Below are 20519 nucleotides of genomic sequence, written 5' to 3'. Positions count from 1 at the left end.
ACTTTAGATTAAGCCTTTTTACTAGTTGCTTTAAAAAATACAATTTGAATTACCAAAAGCAAAGCCATAGCTACAATTTGCATGTGAACTACCTGATTTAAACTATCATGATATCCTATAACTAATGCTACCTGAAGCATACCGAATATTCCCGAAATAACTACCGGAATATATTTATCTAAAGACAGGTAGTAATAGGCAAAAATGTTAGAGATAGCAAATAAAGATGTAGCAATAGCGTATTTATAAAGTAATGGAGCCATAGCAATGTAGCTATCTCCAAATAAAAGTTGAATGATGAGTTCTGGAAAACTAAAACACCCCACAACAATTGAAAGTGAAATACCTGCAATGTAACCAATGTATTTAAAAAGAACAGAAGCCGTTTCCTTACCGTCTTTTTTCAATTGTACTACCGTTGGTAAAAGCAACATAACAAACATCCAAGCAATAAAATATACAATACGTCCTATTAGTGCTAAGGATGCGTATAATCCCGCTTCATACGATTCAAAATAGTGCTTTACTAAAAGAATATCACTGTTGTTAATAATGATTTGTGTGAGTTCGTAAAACGCCGTAATTATAAAAAAACTGCGTATCGCTTTTTTATGTGTTTGGGATATTGTTTGACGTTTAAAACTAACGTTAGACGACTTAAATGGTATCAGTCCAAAAACGAAAGATGCCAAAATACCTATAGCAATAATTACAGGTGATTTTATATCCAATACCAGTATTAAAAGCAAGGTGACAAGCAACCTGCTCCACATCTCTGTTTGATAGGTTATTGATAGCAATTTAAAGGCTTTTTTTCCTTGAAAAACACCCCTATTCACGCTCATTAAAAAGTAAATAGGTACACCGCACCCAAACACCACGAACATGGTGGATGATGATGTATTGAATATCTCTTGCAATGTTGGTGCAAACACCACTATAGCTACTCCAAAAAGTAACCCTACCGCAAATGCATTTTGATAGACTTTTGCAATGAAACTTTGAAATAATTGATACTCAAAAAGCATCGAGAATTTGGCGGTTACCAACTGAAAGGTCATTGCTGCGAAACTCAATACCAGTAAAAATGTAATGAGTACAGCGGCATCTGCAAAAGCGGCAGGTCCTAATACCCTGCCAAGAATTAAGTTATACAAATAATTACCGCCATTTACGGCAAGAACACTGAGCATAAACAATTGTTCTTGTGTAATTTTTTTTGATTTTAGTATTGTAGCTAATTGCATCTTATAGTGTTTTTTGTGAGTGGTGATTTGGGTTAGCGTTTTTACGCTGCTAGGTTCGATTCAAAATCTTGAAATATCTCTTTACAACCATTTCCGATAATGTAAAACGACTTATTTTTTATGAGAGCAACTGTATATAAATCTCTTAACGCATGCATGCCATTTGTATCAATTTCGGTTACTTCGTCAATATTAAGGGTTACCCCTTTGGTATAAAGTAATAAGAATTCTACATGATTTTTAAACTGCTTTACAGTTGAAGCATTAATAGAGCCTTCAATAAAAAAAGTGCCGTTGTTTTCTTTAATTTTTAGTGCCATAATTTCTAGGTTTTAAATATTGTTTTCAATGATTTCTGACGCAAATATGGCGCAACAAACAACGGAAGGCGCTCAAATTTCGGTGAGTGACGGTTTGCTGTAGATGAATGAAACAGGTTTCGGTCTTAACTTGCAGTATCACAAAAAACCCGAGTCATGAGTACTTTAAAACACTTAAGTTTCACCTTATTATTTGCTGTATCGTTTGGCTTTAGTCAAAACATGCAAAAAGGATTTACCTACTTAGAAACTGGAAAATATACAGAGGCTGTTACCTTCTTTAAAACAGTTTTAGACGAATATCCAGATAACAAAACCGCTAAACTATGTTATGGTAGAGCCGTTGGTTTATCTGGCGATTCTGAAACTGCAGTACAACTATTTACCAACTTACTAAATCAGTATCCAAACGATTTTGAAGTTAAATTGAATTATGCTGAAAGCTTGCTATGGGATTCAAACTTTAAATCTGCAAAATCTTACTACGAGATTTTAATAGAAGAAAACAACCAAAGTTTTTCTGCGCTTTTAGGTTATGCCAATACTTTATCGAACCTTAAATTATATGAAGACGCTTTAACGCATGTGAATAAAGCATTGGACCTATCTCCAGGAAACCAAAATGCAATGACCTCCAAAAAGTATATCTATTTAGGATACGCCTATCAAAATCAGCAAGCACAAAACTATGAGAAGGCAGAAAGCCTTTTAAAAGAAAACCTAGGTGTGTTTAAAGAGGATAAAGACACGCTCCTGAATTTAGCTAATCTGTATTTAATTATGGGCGCACTGGATAAAGCTACTGAAACTTATAACATACTCGAACAAAACCCAGATAACAAACGTACAGCATTAAACGGTTTAGCCTTAGCGCAACATTTAAATGGTAAAGAAAAAGAGGCTTTAAAACTTAGCGAACAGGCTTTTTTAAGCATCACAGACACCACTGATGCAGTAGAGATAAAATCTACAACGGAGCGTTATGTACAAGCTTTAATTTGGAATAAAAAGTTTAAGCAAGCGAAACAGTTAATTACTAATTTAGTACAGCAACACCCCAATGAAAATTGGGTATTAGCCTTAAGAGCGACTTTAAACATTTATAAAAGCGACTTTAAGAAAAGTTTAGCCGATTACAATCAGATTTTAGTAAACGACAGCACTTCTTTTGATGGTAACTTAGGAAAAGCTAACACGCTTAAAGCTTTAGGTAGATATGATGATGCGCTTACCTCGGCAAACAATACGTTGAAGTTTTATGAGAATCAAAAAGATGCCACACAATTTATTAAAACCTTGAACAACCAATTTACACCGTCTTTAGAAACTAAAGCGTCTTATAGTTTTGATAATGGCGATAACGAAGCCTATATGTTTCAAACGAATTTGGAATATCCAACCTCTACCAAATTTAAATGGTTAGCTGGTTATGGGTATAGAAACACGAGTAATACGGTAACCGATGCCAAAGCATCTTCCAATAATTTTAGTTTGGGCTTAACGTATCAGTTGTTACCTAATATGACGCTTAAAGGAACAGCAGGCATCACCTCAGCCAAAGTAGATACGGATAATTTCACGCAATTTTTAACAGATGTATCGGTACAACTAAAACCGTTTAAACTACAGGTTTTAGATGTGGGCTATAAACGTGAGATTCAAAATTTTAATGCCGATTTATTAGATCGTGAAATTGTGATGAATAACTTTTACGCCAATTATAGCCTAAGTACCAACTTTAATTTAGGATGGTTTACGCAATACTTTTATACCACACAAAGTGATAATAACGCAAGAAACTTATTGTTTACCTCACTCTACTACAACATTTTAGCAAAACCAAGTTTAAAGGCTGGATTAAATTACCAGTATATTACATTTAAAGACCAAGTACCTAGTATTTATTTTAGCCCAGAGCGTTTTAATGCCGGTGAAATATTTATTAATTTGATTAAAGATGAAACCATTACCAAACCTAAAGCGTGGTTTTACGAACTGACTGCGGCCACGGGTTACCAGTTTATTGAAGATGATGCTAAACAAAGCACCTACCGCATACAAGGTAAATTGGGTTATAAATTCTCTGAACGCGCTTTATTAAACCTTTATGGCACACGTAGTAATATTGCCTCGGCTACTGCTGCCGGTTTTACTTTTACCGAAATTGGCCTACGCTTTAAATGGTATTTGTTTAAGAAACCTGTTTTTAGGAAGTAGAGAATATTAATTCAGTTTAATAAAAAAAAATATTATTTTCTTTTTAATTCATCAAGAGTTTTTCCTTCCTTATTTTTCCATTTTGTCCAACCATTAGTTGAACGACCCAAAACAACTCCACCTGCAGTACTTGGAGAATTAAAAACGTAATCTTGAACAAACTCGTAGTTACTACCTTTCTCAATCATTATTTCATTTAGTAAAAGTTTCTGCCTTAGGTTAATTAAATACTCGTGACAAGATGGTACAGTTTCTTTTTTTGCGTGTGACCCTTTAAACACAACAAATCCATCGTCTATCAAATCGCCTTCTGCCTGTATATTTCGACCATTTAAGAATAATAATTCTTTTGATGTAATTTGTTCTTTTCCAATTTTGTCATAAACGGGGAAACCTAGAGTTGAAAGTAAAATTTTAATTGTATCAAAACTATCAAGTAAATCAGCTTCCATTGATTCAGTTACAAAAGGTTTGCTTGGTGCTGTTAAGTTTTCAGTCTCATATCTATTTGAATCTTTAGCTTGATCAACTGCAATATGTTCTAAATATTTGGCATGAGACTTTGTGAAAGCGTTAATTTTTGAAACCATAACTACAGCATAATTCCAGAACTCTTTTGTTCGGTTATGCTGCTTTAATCTATCCAGACAATCTTCTGCTTCTCCAATATAAACAATAGGTTTAGCTTTATCTACAGATTCACCAAAAAGGAAATATATTCCGACATTATTTAATTCATTTCGTGTAGAAATATAATCAAGCTTGTTTCTAGGAACCAAAACTGCCTTTACAACTCTGTTCGTAATTTCAGCAATTTTCACACTTCTTGGAGAGCCATCAGGTAAAAATATTTGTATTGTTTGTGGTCTATTCATTCGGTTTATTTCAAATATTTTACAACTAAAAGACATCAATATTTCGATATCCCAATCAAAAGTAAAAATAATCAATTAAATCAATTTCCTACAAAAAACAAAAAGGCAAAAAACATAAGCTTTTTGCCTTTTCAAAAAATGAATAGTTGCTATTAACCTATTCTATTACAAATGTTCCGCTATGCATTTTACCCAAATCATCTTTAAGCACATACTTATAAATACCTTGTGTTACATCAGGAGCGGTATAGGCTACCTGGTTGCCAGATGTTTTTATATGTTGCATATCTACCGTTCTACCTAGCATATCAACCAGCTGAATATCAACATAGCTTGAAGGCGTATTTAGTTTTATGGTGGTATGCGTTTTAAAAGGGTTTGGATAATTTTTTAATGTTTTACGCTCTACAATTTCCACTTTATTTACCTCTAGAGATACCATGTTTTTAAAGGCCATACTATTAATAGCCATGCTATACGGTTTATAGGTTGTATAATCTCCAATCACAGAGAAAACCACGGTCTTAATATTAGAAATAGACTCCGAAAGCCCGCTGGCGTTTACAAAATCATCAAATGAAATACTGTAAAATGTCTCGGTATCATTTGCATGAATGGTATAACGTAAACGGTTGTTCCAATCTGTTAAATTTGCTGGCATCAAAATAATTTCTACTGCTTCTGAGTTTGCTATCTTAAATTGGATGCTATTAAAACCTGTTACGCTTAAAGTTTGGTCGCCTGGAAGTAAGTGTCTAAATAAATTAATGTTACCTTTAACCAGACCAGTGACAGAGGGCTGTCTTTCAACTTCATACAAATCATCGGCATAATTAATAGGACTATTATCAACACTAAAACTGTCTACCGTGGCATAATCTGTTAAATAGTCAAGTCCCCAAGGTCCATCAGCAAGATATAAAGCATCCTTTTGATTGGATTCTAAAGTAGACAACGAGAGTCCTATATCGAACAAACTGCCCGTTTCTATAGTTATTGTTTCATATAAATTTCCACTCAAATTTACAGATGTGGTCATATTAAACCTGTTGGCCACTTCTGTTGTGGCTATATTTCCATCAAAGGTCATGGATTTTGCACTCGCTTTATTAACAATATCAAGATGAATTGCACCATTAGAGTAATAACCAGAACGCACAAAAACCTTAGGAACTGCATGTTCTACTTTGGTACTTGTAAGATGTTTTTTTGTATTAAGATTATTTAAAACGCTGTTGCATAATGAAAACAGTTGTAGGTAAGAACCTCCCCAAATTTGGAAATTATAGTAATTGCCCGCTGGATACTCTCCAATATTCCAAAAGCTGAACAATTGGTTTGCCACATCGTCTTTTTTAATGGAAAAGCTAAGGGTATATTCTATCTCGCCGGTCGCTCTTTTTAATTTCGTACTAATAATTTGATGCCCGCCAATAGAAACCGTTGAAGCATCTTCTAAAGAAGAATTATTTAAGCGGTCGCATATAATTTTGGAATGGTCATAAATGCTGCCACTTGTTTCGGTTGCAAAAATGGCCGCTATTCTAGCGTTATCTTGATAATAATCGACTGAAAATATTTTTGTAGCATTAGTGATTCCTAATAAATCTTCAGGACTAGAAATATAGGCTGTTTCTGTACCTTTATAACCTGTAATAGGTAAATAATCTTCTAAAGACGTAGTTGTTTTAAGGTTCGTGGTTGTTTTGCTTGCGCTTGTACTATAAAGTTTTTGGGTATTTTTTTTATAAATACTTTGTAAATCCTTTTTATTAGATATGGATCCTGTTTTTGTGCGCTTAAAATTGCGCTTAGCAATGAGCCCAGCTAGACTACCATTACTTTCCAATCCACCATCATTTCCAGATGTCACCGAAGAATCATTGGTTTCAGATGGTACAATAAAAAGTTCAGAATCTGTAACGTCTGTCACTGTTTGATTATTTGAAGCTCTATAGACGCTAGCAACAATATCATAAGTACCATAGGCTAATTCGGAATTTTGAATAGGCAAACTCCAATTAAGCCCCTCAATTAAAAGGCCATTACTTTCGGTATAGATTGTGTCATTAACAGTTACTGAAAGCGTATCATCTCCCAACATTCGCCCTCCCCATGTACCTGTTATTATAGGTGTTGTATCTTCTGTTACTTGATTATACACCTTAGGCGTTACAATGACTCCTGAAGCAATATTATTTAATGAACCCTGTATTATTACCCCTAATTCCTCCCAAGTTTTATCCAATTCTCCAGAAACACTATCATTTACACCACCCACATCTCCATTAGATGTTTGGCTCGTCGATGTGAAAGCGTATAATGCAATTATGGAGTTCCCGTTTATGTTAAGTCCAAAATTATTTAAAACAAATGCTTTTAAAATTTCCTCGGTAAATGCAAACTCAATCCAAAAGTCTTCTCCACTATTGCCGCCATCAATATCACTTCCTGCAGCATAATCTAAAATAATAGCATCTCTTGATGACAAAAACAACTCATTGTTTTGAGTACCATTCAACCAAGCCGTTTGAGACGGCGATATCCCAGATTTTGAATCATCTCTTATGTGAAAAGACACAAAAGGCGTTTGGCTTTTAACATTAGCCTCAATAAAAACATCCCCAATTAAGTCACCTGTAACATCTAGACCAAAATAAAATGATGTGCTAGGGTTACTCTGCCCCATACGTGCTCTAAAATAATAAACCTCATCTGTAATACCATCTGCAAATGTTACCGTTTGCTTTTGGGTTTCCATTAATGCATAGTTTGAATTACCAACAAAATCTGTATCGGCATTAGATTGTTGATCATCATTGGGATCAAAACCATCAAATTTAATAAGAGCCGACCAATTACCAGAAGCTTTTTGAACAATGGAAGGATTTTGAGCTTCATTATTTAAGCTTATTGTAAAAACTACAAAAAGTATTATTTTATTCATGGTACTCTTAATTTATACCACAAAGCTAGACTCTTAATGCTCTGATATTTTTATTTTTCGGTGGATGAAAATTTAGTGTAGACGAATGGTTATTTTAAGGTGTTTAGCTATTTTTATTTGTGATGTGATTTCTCATGATGTCGAAATGACTAGAAATGCTAAATTAATATACGCTCGTCATATCGACATGAGGAACGATTGAGACATCTCATTAAGAATGGAGAGTATTACGTTATAATAATGTGATTTCTCCTGTCGTCGAAATGACTACGAATATTATAAATTGAATGCGTTAGTCATGTCGAACTTATGTGAGACATCACACTAAGATTGACTACTTTAAAAACTTAATAATGTGTTTTCTCCTAGCGTCGAAATGACTATGGACTATTAATCAAAACACCTCATTATTTAGTGTTTCCCATTTTGGATTAAATTCTGAAATTAGTTTATTTTTCTTTTCTCTTCGCCACTTCTTTAATTCCTTTTCTCTGGCTATACCTAATTTTGGAAACTCGAAGGTTTCATAATACACCAAGTAAACACAACCATATTTTCCAGCAAATGACTTTTTTGCATTTTGGGAATCAAAATAATGTTGAGAGAGTCTGTTTTGGATATTGTTTGTAAAGCCTATGTACAAGGTAGTTCTGTACTTATTTGTGGTTATATAGACGAAGTATTTATGTTGCATTAATGATTTTTATTATGTGATTTCTCCTAACGTCGAAATGACTCGGATAGTATAAATTGTATACGTTAGTCATGTCGAACTTATGTGAGACATCACACTAATATTTACTGCATGAAAAACTAATTAATGTGATTTCTCCTTTCGTCGAAATGACATGGGATAATTAAAGCAAATTGAGACGCTTCATCAATTCTGGCCTATTAGAGCGACTCACTGGAATAACATCTTTTTTAATAAGTACACTATTATCCTCTATATCAATGATTTTTTGGACATTGATAACATAAGATCGATGTACTTTTAAAAAGAGATCTTTTGGTAGCTTCTCCTCTATTTTCTTTAATGTAGAATGTACGGTATAATTCTTATCCTCTGTTTTTACATGAATGTAATCGCCTTTAGCTTCAATCAAATAGATACTTGGAATATCAATTTTAATTAAACGTCTGTCAATATTAACGTAAAGATCATTACCAGAAATCGTTTCCACCTTGTCATTTTCTGGAGCTTGTGTAAGCACTGAGGTGACTGATTCTGCTTTTTTAATTGCCTTTTCAAAACGCGGTAATGCTATAGGCTTTACTAAATAATCAACAATACAATCGTACTCAAAAGCTTCTATAGCGAATTGAGAATCGGACGTTGTCAATATAATTTTCGGAGGATTTTTAATGGTTTCAATAAAATCAAAACCTGTAAAATCTGGCATGTGGATATCCAGAAAAATTAAATCAACCTCATTCTGATTTAAATATTTAATCGCCTGTATAGCGTTTGGAAACTCTTCTAAGATATTTAAGCTGGGGACATTAGAACACAATTGAGCAAGTATGGTTCTCGCTGTGGCTTCATCGTCAATGATAATACAGTTCATTCAAGTGGCTTTACAAAGTCTCGAGATAGTCTGTAATCGTTTTAAGAATATTGTTAAACGCTTCTTCTCCAGAAGTGCTATTTTCTTTAAGGTTATCCTCGTAACGCTCCGCTATCTTATAACTTTTTTCAAGCCCTAAAATACTAATTTTATGTTTAAGTTTGTGTACATTTTCTGCTGAAGCTTTAAAGTTGTGAGCTTCAAAGTTTTTAATATATATTGCTTTTTCCTCTGGAAATTCCTTTTTTATAATTGCTATTAGCTTATTCTTAAAACTTTCGTCGCCTCCAGAGAGTTCATTTATATAAGATAAGTTGGGTTGTTCCATGGATTACTTTTTTAAAGTGAAGTGAAAGGTCGTCCCTTTTCCTATTTCAGATTCTACCCAAATTTTACCACCATAAAGCGTTACTATTTTTTTCACTATCGATAAACCAATACCTGAAGATTCTGGGTTATTTTCTAATTTTTGAAATGTTTTAAATATTTTATCAAAGTATGCCTTTTCAATACCTTTACCGTTATCTTTTACAAAAAACTTCCAAAAGGAATTATCATCTTCCACTCCTATTTCTATACTTCCTTGAGGCTCATCATTATACTTTATAGCATTATCAATTAGGTTTTGAAAGAGTTGTTGCAATCTAAATTTATCACCTTTTACTACGGGTAGCTTATCTTTTTTAACTATCGTAATATACTGTGGCACCAACATAGTAGATGTAATATTATCTACTAGCTTATCAATGTCTACTTCATAAACATCGGTTTGATTTTTATTAATAGTTGAATAATCTAAAATACCACTAATTAGCGTATCCATTTTTTCAACATTATTTCTAATGAGTATTAAACTTTCACGTCCATTCTCATCTAACTTATCTTTATAATCTTCACTTATCCAAGCCGTTAATGCATCTATACTTCTAAGTGGCGACTTTAAATCATGTGATACCATGTGAGCATAATCACTTAGCTCTTGATTTTGATGCCCTAGTTCTTCAAGCAACTTTTCACGCTGCTTATTCATTTTAACGATTTCCTTGGTTTGATTATCAATAAATTCAACCAGTTTTAAACCATCTAAATCTACATTATCTAAACTTGAACTACTAGGCAATTCATAAAACTTAAGGGTTTCTATAACATGCTTTAACTTATCAATAAATGCATTTTGAGCTTGGGCTTCCTTCTTTAATTGTTCGTTAGCAACAAACAATTCTTCTGAGCTGATTGACATGGCCCGTTGTTGCATGACATATTGTTCGTCAAAATTGGTATAAGACCGACTTACTGCATCTAGAAATTCTGCCATCTCGTTTGATGAGGCCTGTTCTTCTGATAGATATTTGCGTATTTGTCGTTTAAGTAACGAGTTCATTATTCACTTAATAGCGTTATAGTCATAGTTTGATTATGCAACTGACAGTTGTTTTCGCCATGGAAAGGTGCTATCTCTCCATAAGAATAAAATCCGCATATAGTAGTTTCTTCTCCCAATACGGCAACTACTTCTTCTATTTCCTCCTCAACACGCTGATCTAAAACTAACTTTCTGCCTATGCAACTTACCAATAATGCCAATTCGGGTTTTATATGTCTCAATTCTAAAGCTTGTTTTGCTGCGCGTTCTGATGCATTTGCAATATTATCTACATTAGTCATCATTAATTGCACTTTGGAACCTTCAGGAATATCTCCAGCAAGAATCATTGTATTATCGTCTTCATTTATATTCAAGATAGTACGTACAATGGGATGATTCTCATCTGTAGACTTCACATTTAATGGATACAATAGTGCAGCTGCTGGTAATTCTTTAGATTTATCTCCTAGATATTTTTTGTATAAATCTAGTGCAGGTTTATTGTCCAACTCATAAAGCACATTAGACTCTGATTTTGTTACCACACGTTCTGGACCAAATGGCGTCCATCCTCCATGGATTGAAAAGGTTGCTTCAAACGATTCTCCATAAAACCCTACAGCAATAATTTCACCGGGTTTTGGATTTTCGTTGTAACCCGCTATAGTTTTCTCAAAACGTGCAGCATCTCCGCATAACCCCCCTGTTATTAAAATATTATCTTCTACAGACGCATTCATTCCTTTGGTTAGCTCACTCCCATTTATAAAACTTCCTTCAGATAATACAAAAACATATTTTAGTCCTTCTTCTGGAAATTGCTTTAATAAGCTTACCCCTGTTTTATAACTATTTAAATCTGAGCTTAAAACATTACTAGTTTTAATTAAAAACTCTGTTTTTTCAAACTCTACTGCTGTTATCGTGATACTATCGTCATCAACCCTATTTGATGTAATATCCCCACTAGTTGAACCCATAACAATGGCACCATCAGGAAATAGTGTTTTCACTTCTTCAAAAACAGTATCTTGCTCTAGCATATATCTGTTTCCTAATACTAAAACCAATGGTTTAGAAAGGGTTTGCTTTGGCAATAAATATTCCCAAGCTGTATCTTTATATTTTTTTAATTGTACTATTTTCATATACTATTTTTTTAGTGTAAAAAAGAAAGTAGTACCTTCATTTGGTTTACTTTCTAACCAAATTTGGCCTTCATGTAAATCCACAATTTTCTTAACAATAGAAAGCCCTATCCCTGTGGAATCTTTACTTTTATTAAGCGCATGAAATATTTTGAAAATTTTCTCGTGAAACTTTTCTTCTATACCAATACCATTATCCTTAATTGAAAATTCGTAGTCAGTCACTTTATCTTTCACATCTATTTCAACTAAACCAACATCTTTATCTATAAATTTTATAGCATTACTGATTAAGTTTTGAAATAGTTGCTGTAGTTTAACTTTTTCGCCTTTAACTTTTGGTAGCGGATTTAAAACTGAAATAGATACATGGTCTGGAACAAATAAAATAGTTTTTAAATCTGATATTAAAACATCTAAATCGACTGTTTCTCTTTCTAAAGTTTCTGCTCCAACACTAGAATACATTAACACATCTGAAATAAGTTGTTCCATTTTTTCCAGTGTAGTTTCAATTAGATTAAAATTTTGTAGGCTTACTTCATCTAATCTATCCTTATTGTCATCTTTAATCCAATTGACTAAAGCATCAATACTTCTTAATGGTGATTTTAAATCATGTGAAACGATATGCGCATATTCCTGCAGTTCGTTATTACTTTTTTCTAATTTTTCTAATAGCCTCTCTTTTTGTGCTTGCAGGCTTTTTAAATCGGTGATATCCAAATGAATCCCTATAGAACCAGTAACTTCACCATTCAAATTATAATTAGGCGCACCACTTATAAGCCAATAGCGTTCTTCTCCAGTTTTGGTATATCCCTTAACTTCATAAGAATTAGAAAGCCCTTTTTTGCGCTTAAAATTTTCTTTGCTCAAAATTTCTGAATTATCTCTGTCTAAAAACACATTTCTAGCTATTTTACCAACTAGTTCGTCTTCTTTATAACCAGTAATATCCAAGAAACTTTGGTTTACCATAAGTATTCTATCATCATTGTCTACTTCCATTAAGCCCAAATTCATATTTGCAATAATGCTACTATACTTTTGCTTTTGTGCTTCAAGGCTTTTTCTGTATTTACGTCTCAGGGTAACGTCTTTATATGCCCATAAATGCCCTTTGTAATTATCGTTTTCATAAATGGGAATGTAGTCACGTAGTAATATTTTACCGTTGGACATTTCCAATTCATCACCTACAACTTGCTTCTTTTCTTTTAAAATCGTATTAATTCTATCAACAAAAAATTGTGGTTCCTTAAAAAGAATTTTATTTTGTTCAGCAGCAGTACTGCAATCTGCACCTTTTAATTGTTCTGGACTTACAGGGACTTGAAAAAGTTCACAAAATTTATTGTTAGTAAGTACAATTTTGCGGTTCTCGTCTTCTAATAAAACCCCGCTATCTAGATTTAAAATAAGGGTGGCGAGCCTATTTTCAGATTCTATAAGTTTTTCTTCGGCCGCTTTGACTTCTGTAATATCCCTTACAATACCTTGGGCAGCTACTGGTTGCCCATTATCATAAATAACGCTTGCGTTTATATGAACAAGTTTTTGGGCTTTATCTTGCGAAATGATATTTAAATGAAAATCTGTAATTGTACCATTTTTCATTAAAGATTGAAATGATTCTGCTACGCGTTCCATTTCATCAGGATGCACCATTTCAAGAAGATTAAAGTCTACTTTTGAATCTTGAAACCCCAATAGACTAACCGCGGCGTCATTCATCTTAAGAATTTTACCCCACAAGTCCATAATCACATAAGCATCAACAATATTTTCAAAAACGCCTTGAAGTTCGGAGTCCTTTCTGTTAAGCAAAGCCTCTAATTCAGTATAAGACTTTTCCAGTTTTTGCTTTGCTTCGTATAATTCAGCTGCTTTGTTTTCAAGAATTTTTTCTGCTTGTTTCCGAGCAGCTTTTTCTCGTGCAAGCGCACGTTGCAACATGTCAATTTTATCTTGACTCATTAATTTTTATTGATTACAAACTTAACTTCGGTACCTTCATTATTGAGTTTTTCTAAAACTATAGAAGCAGTTGAATTAAAATGTTCAAAGGTTTTATTCATTAAACCTAATCCAAAATGATGCATAGCCCTACTGGACTTATAAATCAGAACCAAACTATCTTGAGTTTTCTCAACGATTTCAAAGGTTGGTAATTCTGCATCCGGATATATTTTTCGCACTTCTACATGTATGTGATTTTCTATGGAAGATAACATCTCTATTGGGTCTTTGTAAGTAGCTAAAAGTCCAGGGTAACTTTCTTCTATAACTCCAAAAAAATGTTCTGCATACACCAATAATAAATCATCAATAGAAATATTGGTATGCGCACTTAATTGTTGCAATAATTGCAACATCTCAGAAAAACTATAGGTACCAACAGATGTATACACACCGCCAGATTCTAAATTAGATTGTGTTATGATTTTATCAAGAACTTCTAATCCAAATTTATCTTCAACCAAGTCCAAAAATTCAGTAAATACTATCCCTTTCATTTTAAATTTGCTTTAATTCGTTAATACTCCAATACCCCAAAAGCTTTTCAATTTTAGAGACATAATCTTCATATTTCAAAGGTTTTAAAACATATCCAGCAATACCAATTCTATAACATTCTAATAAATCTTTTTGATTGTTAGACGTTGTCAAAATTATGGTGGGAATGTATTTTAAAACTTCGTCATTCTTTAAAATATTTAAAAACTCTATACCATTTAACTTTGGCATATTCAAATCTAACAAAATTATGTCAGGTAAATCAGATTTATTTTGTAAAATTTTTAAGGCTTCTTCGCCATTATTTGCTTCTACTATCTTGTGAGAAAGATTGAGTTTTGAAATTGTTCTATTCAATTTCATTACTTCAATCATGTCATCTTCGATAAGTAGTATTTTTAAACTATACATTGTGTCTTTCCTCTTTTAATAAGGCAAAATAGTTATATTAATTAAGCCTCTAATCTAAAATCGGTGGCTGGAAATTTAGTGTAGATGAATGGTGATTAAGTATAGACGAATGGTTTCAACAGGTTAATCAAAATAATAGATTTAAAACCTTATAATTTGAACAAACTAAAACGTAATACCTCATCTTGATAATCCACTGTTATTCGCTTTTCAATAGGCTTATTAGGTAATGGGATTATCTTTTTAAAATAGGCGGAAGGATAGCAATAAGAATGTTTAACACTATTCACTTCATCTGGTAGCATACATTTACTTTTGTCTGTTGTTAAAACCAAGTGGTTTCCGCTTATGTAAAAATTAAAATCGTCTTTCATGTAACCTGGTATTTTTAATTCATACTGAAAACCAGAATCAGTCTCTAAAACCTTTATATCGTTTTTATTTGATTTAGAATCCGAAATAATGGAAACTTGATTTCTACTTCTTTTCTTATTCGTTTTAGTCGTTATTGAGAATGTCATGAATTGAGGGAAATTATGCAGTTAAAAAAAGGAATAGAGTAGAATAGATTTCTATCTAGCAGAAGAACACTTAAATTTACATGAAATATTTGAGCCAACCAACTAGAAGCCCTTGTTTATTTTATAAGAAAATGGAAATTTACAGTGCTATAGGTATTGTTTTTTAAACATTATTTTTTATTGGCATGCCAATAATCAACAGCTTCAGGTTATTTACTCTTTATAATAGGTTATGCTTTCCTATTAATTTGTTTCCTAAGTTTGTTTTACCAAAACCTTTTTTTCAAAATTACTTTTTGGGGCTTCACAAAGTGAACAAGTATAAGTGCCTGGTAAGTCTTCAAAAGGTGTATTGGGCAGTACGTCTTGGGTAACATCACCATACACTTCACTATATACTGTTAAACAATCTGAACATTGGTAAACATTTTCTTCAACCGAATCTTTTTTGGTTTCTTGCTTATCATCATCCACTATTTCATTTCCTAATTGCTCAAAATATAATTTACTCAACTCCATTAGTAATCCAGGAAGCTCTACTTTATCCACATCTTGCACGTGCATAATGTATTGTCTGGTATTAGGGTCAAAATTTTTTGCATATAGGAGATTATAAGTATCTCTTATTTTAAAGTCTCCAATATTTTCAGGCTTTCTGTTTTTTTCAATAACAATGGATGTGAAATTATAAGTATCGCTGTCGTAGCTTGTTATCCCAAAGGTTAGCCCATAAGTACTTATATCATTTTGATCAAAGTTTGTAACCAAATACTTTTTAAGACTTAAAGCCTCGTCATCATTTACTGGTACATGCCAATTCATCTCTAACATGGAGTGTCTTACATTGATTCCAAATTTTCCCAAAAATTTTTCCCATTGCAACCTGTTTTTTTCTGGTATGCCTTTAACAATAAACGATTTCCACGGGGTAATTGATATTTTACCTATTTTATTCTCAGAACACAAATCACACATAGCTTTTAAAAAAGCTAAATCGTAACGGTTATTTCTCCAATATAACCCTAACCAGTATCTATCTGTTCCTATACGGTTCATACCTTCATAATACGGAAAGGGATAAAAAGGAACGTCTAATGGTTTATCAACGGTTCTATTATTGGTATCAACAGCATCACTAACCAACTCAAAAACGGTATCAACATCTTCGGGTTCTTCAATTAAAATGCTTTCTATAGCCATTTCAATTTTATCCATATCCCAACTGAAAATTAAGGCAGGATACATCACTGTTTTTTTCCAACCTGGCAGCCTTAAATACATGTACCAGTAATCTTCATGTTCTGAAGCAATGAAATTTACATTCCCAGTAAAAAGAGGTACAAGTTTTTGCTTAGGGTCAGTAACGTTAATACGTAGTTTGGGCTTGTATTTAAACTGTTCTAAAACATATAAATACTTATCACTAGTGAGCCATGATGTGTTTGATAAAATTTCAGCAGAAACATAGGATGAAGCAATATTCTCAACTTTATCTCTTTTAGGTTTTACAAACTTAATTTTATCGAATTGACTAAACTTTGTCTCATCAATCTTTTCTGGGAAAATAATATCTTGTCTAGACCCAAACGATATAGCATCTAAGCCTAAACCTTCGGCAGCTTCACATATATATTTTAGTTCAGAAGGAGATAAAACACCTCCATGTATCATTAACCTATATCGTTCTTCCATTACACTAACACTTTAGATTTTTGAAGTATTTCTCTAACTTCTGTTTTACAACTACCACAACCTAACCCTGCTCCAGTTTGTTTGCATAATTCTGTAAAATCTGTACAACCTTTTGCAATGGCTTCTTCCACATTTCCTGCACCTACCTGACTGCATGAGCAGATTAGTTTACCAATAACTGGTTTATCATTGGATGTTCCCCTAAGCAAGGTATCGCGTTTTTCAGACATTTCAATTTTACTCTCTATCAGGGTCTTAAATTCAGCAAACTCATTTTTATCCCCCATCAAAACAGCTCCAACTAGCAAATCGTCCTTTACAATACACTTTTTATAATAACGTTTAGAAATATCTGTAAACACTACCTCTTCGTAGCTCAAATCATTTTCTGGTACATTAATATCTCCAATACTACATAAGTTTAAGTCATTAAACTTTAAAATATTCATTAATACTGAACCATTATAGGTACTACTTATATCTCCAGCAATAAAGTTTGCTAAAATAGTTGCTTGCTCTTCTGCAGCCGATGTAATTCCAAAGAGCTGGTTATTGTATTCTGCTATTTCTCCAATGGCAAAAATATCAGGGTTAGACGATTGCAAATGTTGATTAACAACCACACCTCGTCCACATTTAATACCACTTTCCTTAGCTATTTCAATATTTGGAATAGTACCAATAGCGTATACTATGGCATTAGCAGTAAAAAGTTTACCACTCTTTAAGCTTATGTTTAACTCACCCGCTTCTTCGTCATTAAACACCGTACTTACCTCATTATCAAAATAAATTTGAATACCACGTTCTTGAACATCTAGCGCCAATAATTTACTTGAAACTTTATCTAACTGACGTTCCATTAAACGTGATCCACGTTGTACAATGGTAACTTTTACATTTTTATGCTTTAACGCAGCCGCTAATTCTAGCCCCAAAAGCCCACCACCAACAATAGCTACATGTTGTTCCTCTGGAGGCAACCCGGTATCATCTAAATACTTTTTAAATCTATCGGCATCTGACTTATTACGCATAGTAAAACGCCCTGGAAGATCAATTTGGACATCTCTAGGGATGAAGGCCCTACTACCAGTTGCTAATATTAATTTATCAAAGACATGTGTTTCACCATGATTATCTGTTACTACTTTTTCTTCAGAATCTATTTTTGTAATCAAGGTCTCAGCATGAAGATGAATATTTAGCTTATCTAACTCTATTTTTTTGATTTTAAGCAGTTGCTCCCATGTTAATTCTTCAGTCACATACTCGGGTAATAATACTCTGTTATAAAATAAATTAGGTTCCTTTGAAAATACATGGATTTCATCCTTTTCATTATACTCTCTATAATTTTGAATAAAACGAAATGAGGCTGCCCCTGCTCCTGCTATTAGAATTTTTTCTTTTGGTTTTTCGTATTTAGAAACCGATACTCTGGTAAACTTAAAATCTGGCTCTTTTGAAACTGGATCTACATGCGTGTTGGTTAAATTATTAGCTCTATTTAAATCGTTTTGCAACTGTTTTCCCCAGTGCATTGGTAAAAACACCACACCTTTTTTTATAGACTCTGTTAATTTAGCGCGTACACGCACTTTTCCATTTTCTCCTACTATATCAGTAATGTCTCCATTTTTTATTTTATTTAAAAAAGCATCAACAGGATTAATTTCCAATACGGGTTTTGGATAATGCGTTTTTAAGCGAGACACCTTTCCAGTCTTGGTCATGGTATGCCACTGATCTCGAACACGCCCCGTTGTTAAAATTAACGGATAATCAGAATTTGGTTGCTCCGATATATTCTCTAAAGTGGTAGCTACATTGAAAATGGCTTTTTTTGACGGTGTGTAAAATACTTTATCTTGAAATAGTCGTGATGTACCTTTATGTCTGTATTCATTAACAGGCCACTGAAAAGTACCCTCACTTTTTAATCTGTCGTAATTAAGATAGGAAATATCAATATTAGTTCCCTTTGTCATAGCACAATATTCATCGTAAATCTCTTCAGTAGAACCATAATTAAAACCCCGGAATCCCATACGTTGCGCAAAGTCACAAAAAATTTCAACATCTGGTCTCGCTTCACCAGGAGGATCAACTTCCTTAGGTAAATATGAAATACGACGCTCTGAATTGGTCATTGTACCTTCCTTTTCTAACCAACCAGCTGCCGGGAGCAACAAATCTGCAAATGCCGCCGTATCAGAACGATGTGATATATCCTGAACCACCACAAACTTGGCATTTTTCATAGCTCTTTCAATGCGGTTGGTATTTGGTAAACTCACTAACGGATTGGTACAGGCAATCCATACGGCTTTTAAGTCTCCTGATTCTAAGGCATCAAACATTTCTGTAGCCGTCAACCCTGGTTTCGGGTTAATCTTCTCAACACCCCAAAATTGTGCGACTTCCCTCCTATGCTCTTCGTTCATCAAATCTTTATGAACCGCTAAAAGATTAGCCATTCCCCCTACTTCTCTACCACCCATAGCATTTGGCTGTCCTGTAAGTGAAAAAGGCCCTGAACCAGGTTTCCCAACTTGACCCGTGATAAGTGATAAATTCAGAAGTGCTACATTCTTATTAACTCCTACCATACTTTGGTTAAGCCCCATAGCCCACATGCTAATAAAGCCTTTTGATAACCCAATAATATCAGCAGCTTTTTTGATATGCTTTTCATCTATACCACAAATCTTAGCTGCCTTACTAATTCTAGTATTAAAAATTTGTTCTTTATAGGCTGCAAAACCTTCAGTATGATTGTTTATAAAATCCTCATCTACAAGTCCGCGTTCATACAAACGACGCCCAATAGCGTTATATAAAACCACATCCGTTCCTGGAAGAATCTGTAAATGCAAATCGGCAAAACGTGCTGTGTCAGTCTCCCTTGGGTCAACCACTATAATTTGAACATCTGGATTTTCTTCCTTATGTTTTTCTAACCTTTGAAATAAAATAGGATGACACCATGCAGGGTTAGCCCCTGTAATTAAAAAGCTATCTGCTAACTCTATATCGGCATACGAAATTGGAACACTATCTTCTCCAAACGTTTTTTTATACCCAACTACTGCAGAACTCATACACAACCTTGAGTTGGTATCAATATTGTTGGTTCCTAAAAACCCTTTGGTGAGTTTATTGGCAATGTAATACTCTTCGGTTAAACTCTGACCAGATACATAAAAACCAACACTATCTGGACCATGCTTTTTTATAATAGATTTAAAAACGTTTGCTGCTCTATCTAAAGCATCATCCCAACTAACACGTTCACGAGGGTGTGATCTACTCCAACGCATTTCAGGATATAAGATCCTATCAGAAGTATCATTAACTACATAATGTAGGTTTCTTCCTTTAGAACAAAGCAGGCCTTTATTTACGGGGTGGTCTTTATCGCCTTCAACAATAACTTTGTTGTTACTGTCTTTTTTCACAATAATTCCGCACCCTACTCCGCAATATGAACACGTTGTTTTTACCTCACTTTTAACCATTTACAGCAGCGTTTTATACGAATTAAACTTTTTTTTTAATACAAAACAAGGGTTACTTTCATTATTAGCAATCCCTCAAAAAAGCCTTTTTTAATCATGAAATTGATAAAATTCGGCTCCCGAAATTTAATATTTAGTTTCGGTTAAATTATTTATTGTTATTCCC

The 20519-nt window shown here is 33.4% G+C and carries 16 protein-coding genes; 1 reads left to right on the top strand and 15 read right to left on the bottom strand.

Annotated elements, in window-relative coordinates:
- Nucleotides 1–8 precede the first annotated feature (8 nt).
- Nucleotides 9–1247, bottom strand: coding sequence for an oligosaccharide flippase family protein (locus E1J38_RS07570; RefSeq protein WP_133355440.1), 1239 nt, complete (start codon nt 1245–1247; stop codon nt 9–11).
- Nucleotides 1248–1288: 41 nt separating this feature from the next.
- Nucleotides 1289–1567, bottom strand: a complete 279-nt coding sequence (locus tag E1J38_RS07565; RefSeq protein ID WP_133355439.1) for an STAS domain-containing protein — start codon at nt 1565–1567, stop codon at nt 1289–1291.
- 156 nt (nt 1568–1723) lie between these two features.
- Between E1J38_RS07565 and E1J38_RS07560 the strand changes: the two genes are divergently transcribed.
- A complete protein-coding gene (locus E1J38_RS07560; protein WP_133355438.1) occupies nt 1724–3784 on the top strand; it encodes a tetratricopeptide repeat protein in 2061 nt (686 codons plus the stop codon).
- A 32-nt stretch (nt 3785–3816) separates the two neighbouring features.
- Here the strand turns inward: E1J38_RS07560 and E1J38_RS07555 are convergent, their stop codons facing one another.
- The 13 genes from E1J38_RS07555 to E1J38_RS07495 all read right to left on the bottom strand — a co-directional run bounded on the left by E1J38_RS07555 (nt 3817) and on the right by E1J38_RS07495 (nt 20353).
- Nucleotides 3817–4659: a GIY-YIG nuclease family protein gene (locus E1J38_RS07555; RefSeq protein WP_133355437.1), complete on the bottom strand. Its 843-nt coding sequence runs from the start codon at nt 4657–4659 to the stop codon at nt 3817–3819.
- Nucleotides 4660–4816: 157 nt separating this feature from the next.
- Nucleotides 4817–7606 (bottom strand): T9SS type A sorting domain-containing protein, encoded by a 2790-nt coding sequence (locus E1J38_RS07550; protein ID WP_133355436.1) that lies wholly within the window; start codon nt 7604–7606, stop codon nt 4817–4819.
- A gap of 394 nt (nt 7607–8000) precedes the next feature.
- Nucleotides 8001–8300 (bottom strand): GIY-YIG nuclease family protein, encoded by a 300-nt coding sequence (locus tag E1J38_RS07545; protein WP_133355435.1) that lies wholly within the window; start codon nt 8298–8300, stop codon nt 8001–8003.
- A gap of 163 nt (nt 8301–8463) precedes the next feature.
- Entirely contained in the window at nt 8464–9174 is a 711-nt protein-coding gene (locus E1J38_RS07540; protein ID WP_133355434.1) for a LytR/AlgR family response regulator transcription factor, read from the bottom strand.
- Nucleotides 9175–9184: 10 nt separating this feature from the next.
- Nucleotides 9185–9502, bottom strand: coding sequence for an Hpt domain-containing protein (locus tag E1J38_RS07535; RefSeq protein ID WP_133355433.1), 318 nt, complete (start codon nt 9500–9502; stop codon nt 9185–9187).
- A 3-nt stretch (nt 9503–9505) separates the two neighbouring features.
- Complete coding sequence (locus E1J38_RS07530; protein WP_133355432.1) at nt 9506–10555, bottom strand: sensor histidine kinase; 1050 nt, start codon at nt 10553–10555, stop codon at nt 9506–9508.
- The gene (locus E1J38_RS07525; protein WP_133355431.1) at nt 10555–11688 is read right to left on the bottom strand and encodes an FIST signal transduction protein; all 1134 of its coding nucleotides are present in this window, start codon (nt 11686–11688) and stop codon (nt 10555–10557) included. Before E1J38_RS07525 ends, E1J38_RS07530 begins: the two co-directional genes overlap by 1 nt.
- A 3-nt stretch (nt 11689–11691) precedes the next feature.
- Nucleotides 11692–13668, bottom strand: coding sequence for a PAS domain S-box protein (locus E1J38_RS07520; protein WP_133355430.1), 1977 nt, complete (start codon nt 13666–13668; stop codon nt 11692–11694).
- A complete protein-coding gene (locus tag E1J38_RS07515) occupies nt 13668–14207 on the bottom strand; it encodes a heme NO-binding domain-containing protein (protein ID WP_133355429.1) in 540 nt (179 codons plus the stop codon). Before E1J38_RS07515 ends, E1J38_RS07520 begins: the two co-directional genes overlap by 1 nt.
- 1 nt (nt 14208) lies before the next feature.
- Nucleotides 14209–14619: a response regulator gene (locus tag E1J38_RS07510; RefSeq protein ID WP_133355428.1), complete on the bottom strand. Its 411-nt coding sequence runs from the start codon at nt 14617–14619 to the stop codon at nt 14209–14211.
- Between the two features lie 149 nt (nt 14620–14768).
- Nucleotides 14769–15140 carry an Hsp20/alpha crystallin family protein gene (locus E1J38_RS07505; RefSeq protein WP_133355427.1) on the bottom strand — a complete coding sequence of 124 codons (372 nt, stop codon included), beginning with the start codon at nt 15138–15140 and terminating at the stop codon, nt 14769–14771.
- 255 nt (nt 15141–15395) lie between these two features.
- Nucleotides 15396–16832 carry a rubredoxin gene (locus E1J38_RS07500; protein ID WP_133355426.1) on the bottom strand — a complete coding sequence of 479 codons (1437 nt, stop codon included), beginning with the start codon at nt 16830–16832 and terminating at the stop codon, nt 15396–15398.
- Entirely contained in the window at nt 16832–20353 is a 3522-nt protein-coding gene (locus E1J38_RS07495) for a nitrate reductase (protein ID WP_133355425.1), read from the bottom strand. Before E1J38_RS07495 ends, E1J38_RS07500 begins: the two co-directional genes overlap by 1 nt.
- Nucleotides 20354–20519 lie beyond the last annotated feature (166 nt).

The organism is Seonamhaeicola sediminis, from assembly GCF_004358095.2.
In the GTDB taxonomy this organism is placed as follows: Bacteria; Bacteroidota; Bacteroidia; order Flavobacteriales; family Flavobacteriaceae; genus Seonamhaeicola; species Seonamhaeicola sediminis.
Note: the sequence above shows the minus strand (reverse complement) of the source record. Positions and strands in the feature narration are given on the sequence as shown.

Coding starts and splice junctions, on each gene's coding strand:
- E1J38_RS07570 (WP_133355440.1), bottom strand. CDS start 1,247: ATGCAATTAGCTACAATACTAAAATCAAAAAAAATTACACAAGAACAA.
- E1J38_RS07565 (WP_133355439.1), bottom strand. CDS start 1,567: ATGGCACTAAAAATTAAAGAAAACAACGGCACTTTTTTTATTGAAGGC.
- E1J38_RS07560 (WP_133355438.1), top strand. CDS start 1,724: ATGAGTACTTTAAAACACTTAAGTTTCACCTTATTATTTGCTGTATCG.
- E1J38_RS07555 (WP_133355437.1), bottom strand. CDS start 4,659: ATGAATAGACCACAAACAATACAAATATTTTTACCTGATGGCTCTCCA.
- E1J38_RS07550 (WP_133355436.1), bottom strand. CDS start 7,606: ATGAATAAAATAATACTTTTTGTAGTTTTTACAATAAGCTTAAATAAT.
- E1J38_RS07545 (WP_133355435.1), bottom strand. CDS start 8,300: ATGCAACATAAATACTTCGTCTATATAACCACAAATAAGTACAGAACT.
- E1J38_RS07540 (WP_133355434.1), bottom strand. CDS start 9,174: ATGAACTGTATTATCATTGACGATGAAGCCACAGCGAGAACCATACTT.
- E1J38_RS07535 (WP_133355433.1), bottom strand. CDS start 9,502: ATGGAACAACCCAACTTATCTTATATAAATGAACTCTCTGGAGGCGAC.
- E1J38_RS07530 (WP_133355432.1), bottom strand. CDS start 10,555: ATGAACTCGTTACTTAAACGACAAATACGCAAATATCTATCAGAAGAA.
- E1J38_RS07525 (WP_133355431.1), bottom strand. CDS start 11,688: ATGAAAATAGTACAATTAAAAAAATATAAAGATACAGCTTGGGAATAT.
- E1J38_RS07520 (WP_133355430.1), bottom strand. CDS start 13,668: ATGAGTCAAGATAAAATTGACATGTTGCAACGTGCGCTTGCACGAGAA.
- E1J38_RS07515 (WP_133355429.1), bottom strand. CDS start 14,207: ATGAAAGGGATAGTATTTACTGAATTTTTGGACTTGGTTGAAGATAAA.
- E1J38_RS07510 (WP_133355428.1), bottom strand. CDS start 14,619: ATGTATAGTTTAAAAATACTACTTATCGAAGATGACATGATTGAAGTA.
- E1J38_RS07505 (WP_133355427.1), bottom strand. CDS start 15,140: ATGACATTCTCAATAACGACTAAAACGAATAAGAAAAGAAGTAGAAAT.
- E1J38_RS07500 (WP_133355426.1), bottom strand. CDS start 16,832: ATGGAAGAACGATATAGGTTAATGATACATGGAGGTGTTTTATCTCCT.
- E1J38_RS07495 (WP_133355425.1), bottom strand. CDS start 20,353: ATGGTTAAAAGTGAGGTAAAAACAACGTGTTCATATTGCGGAGTAGGG.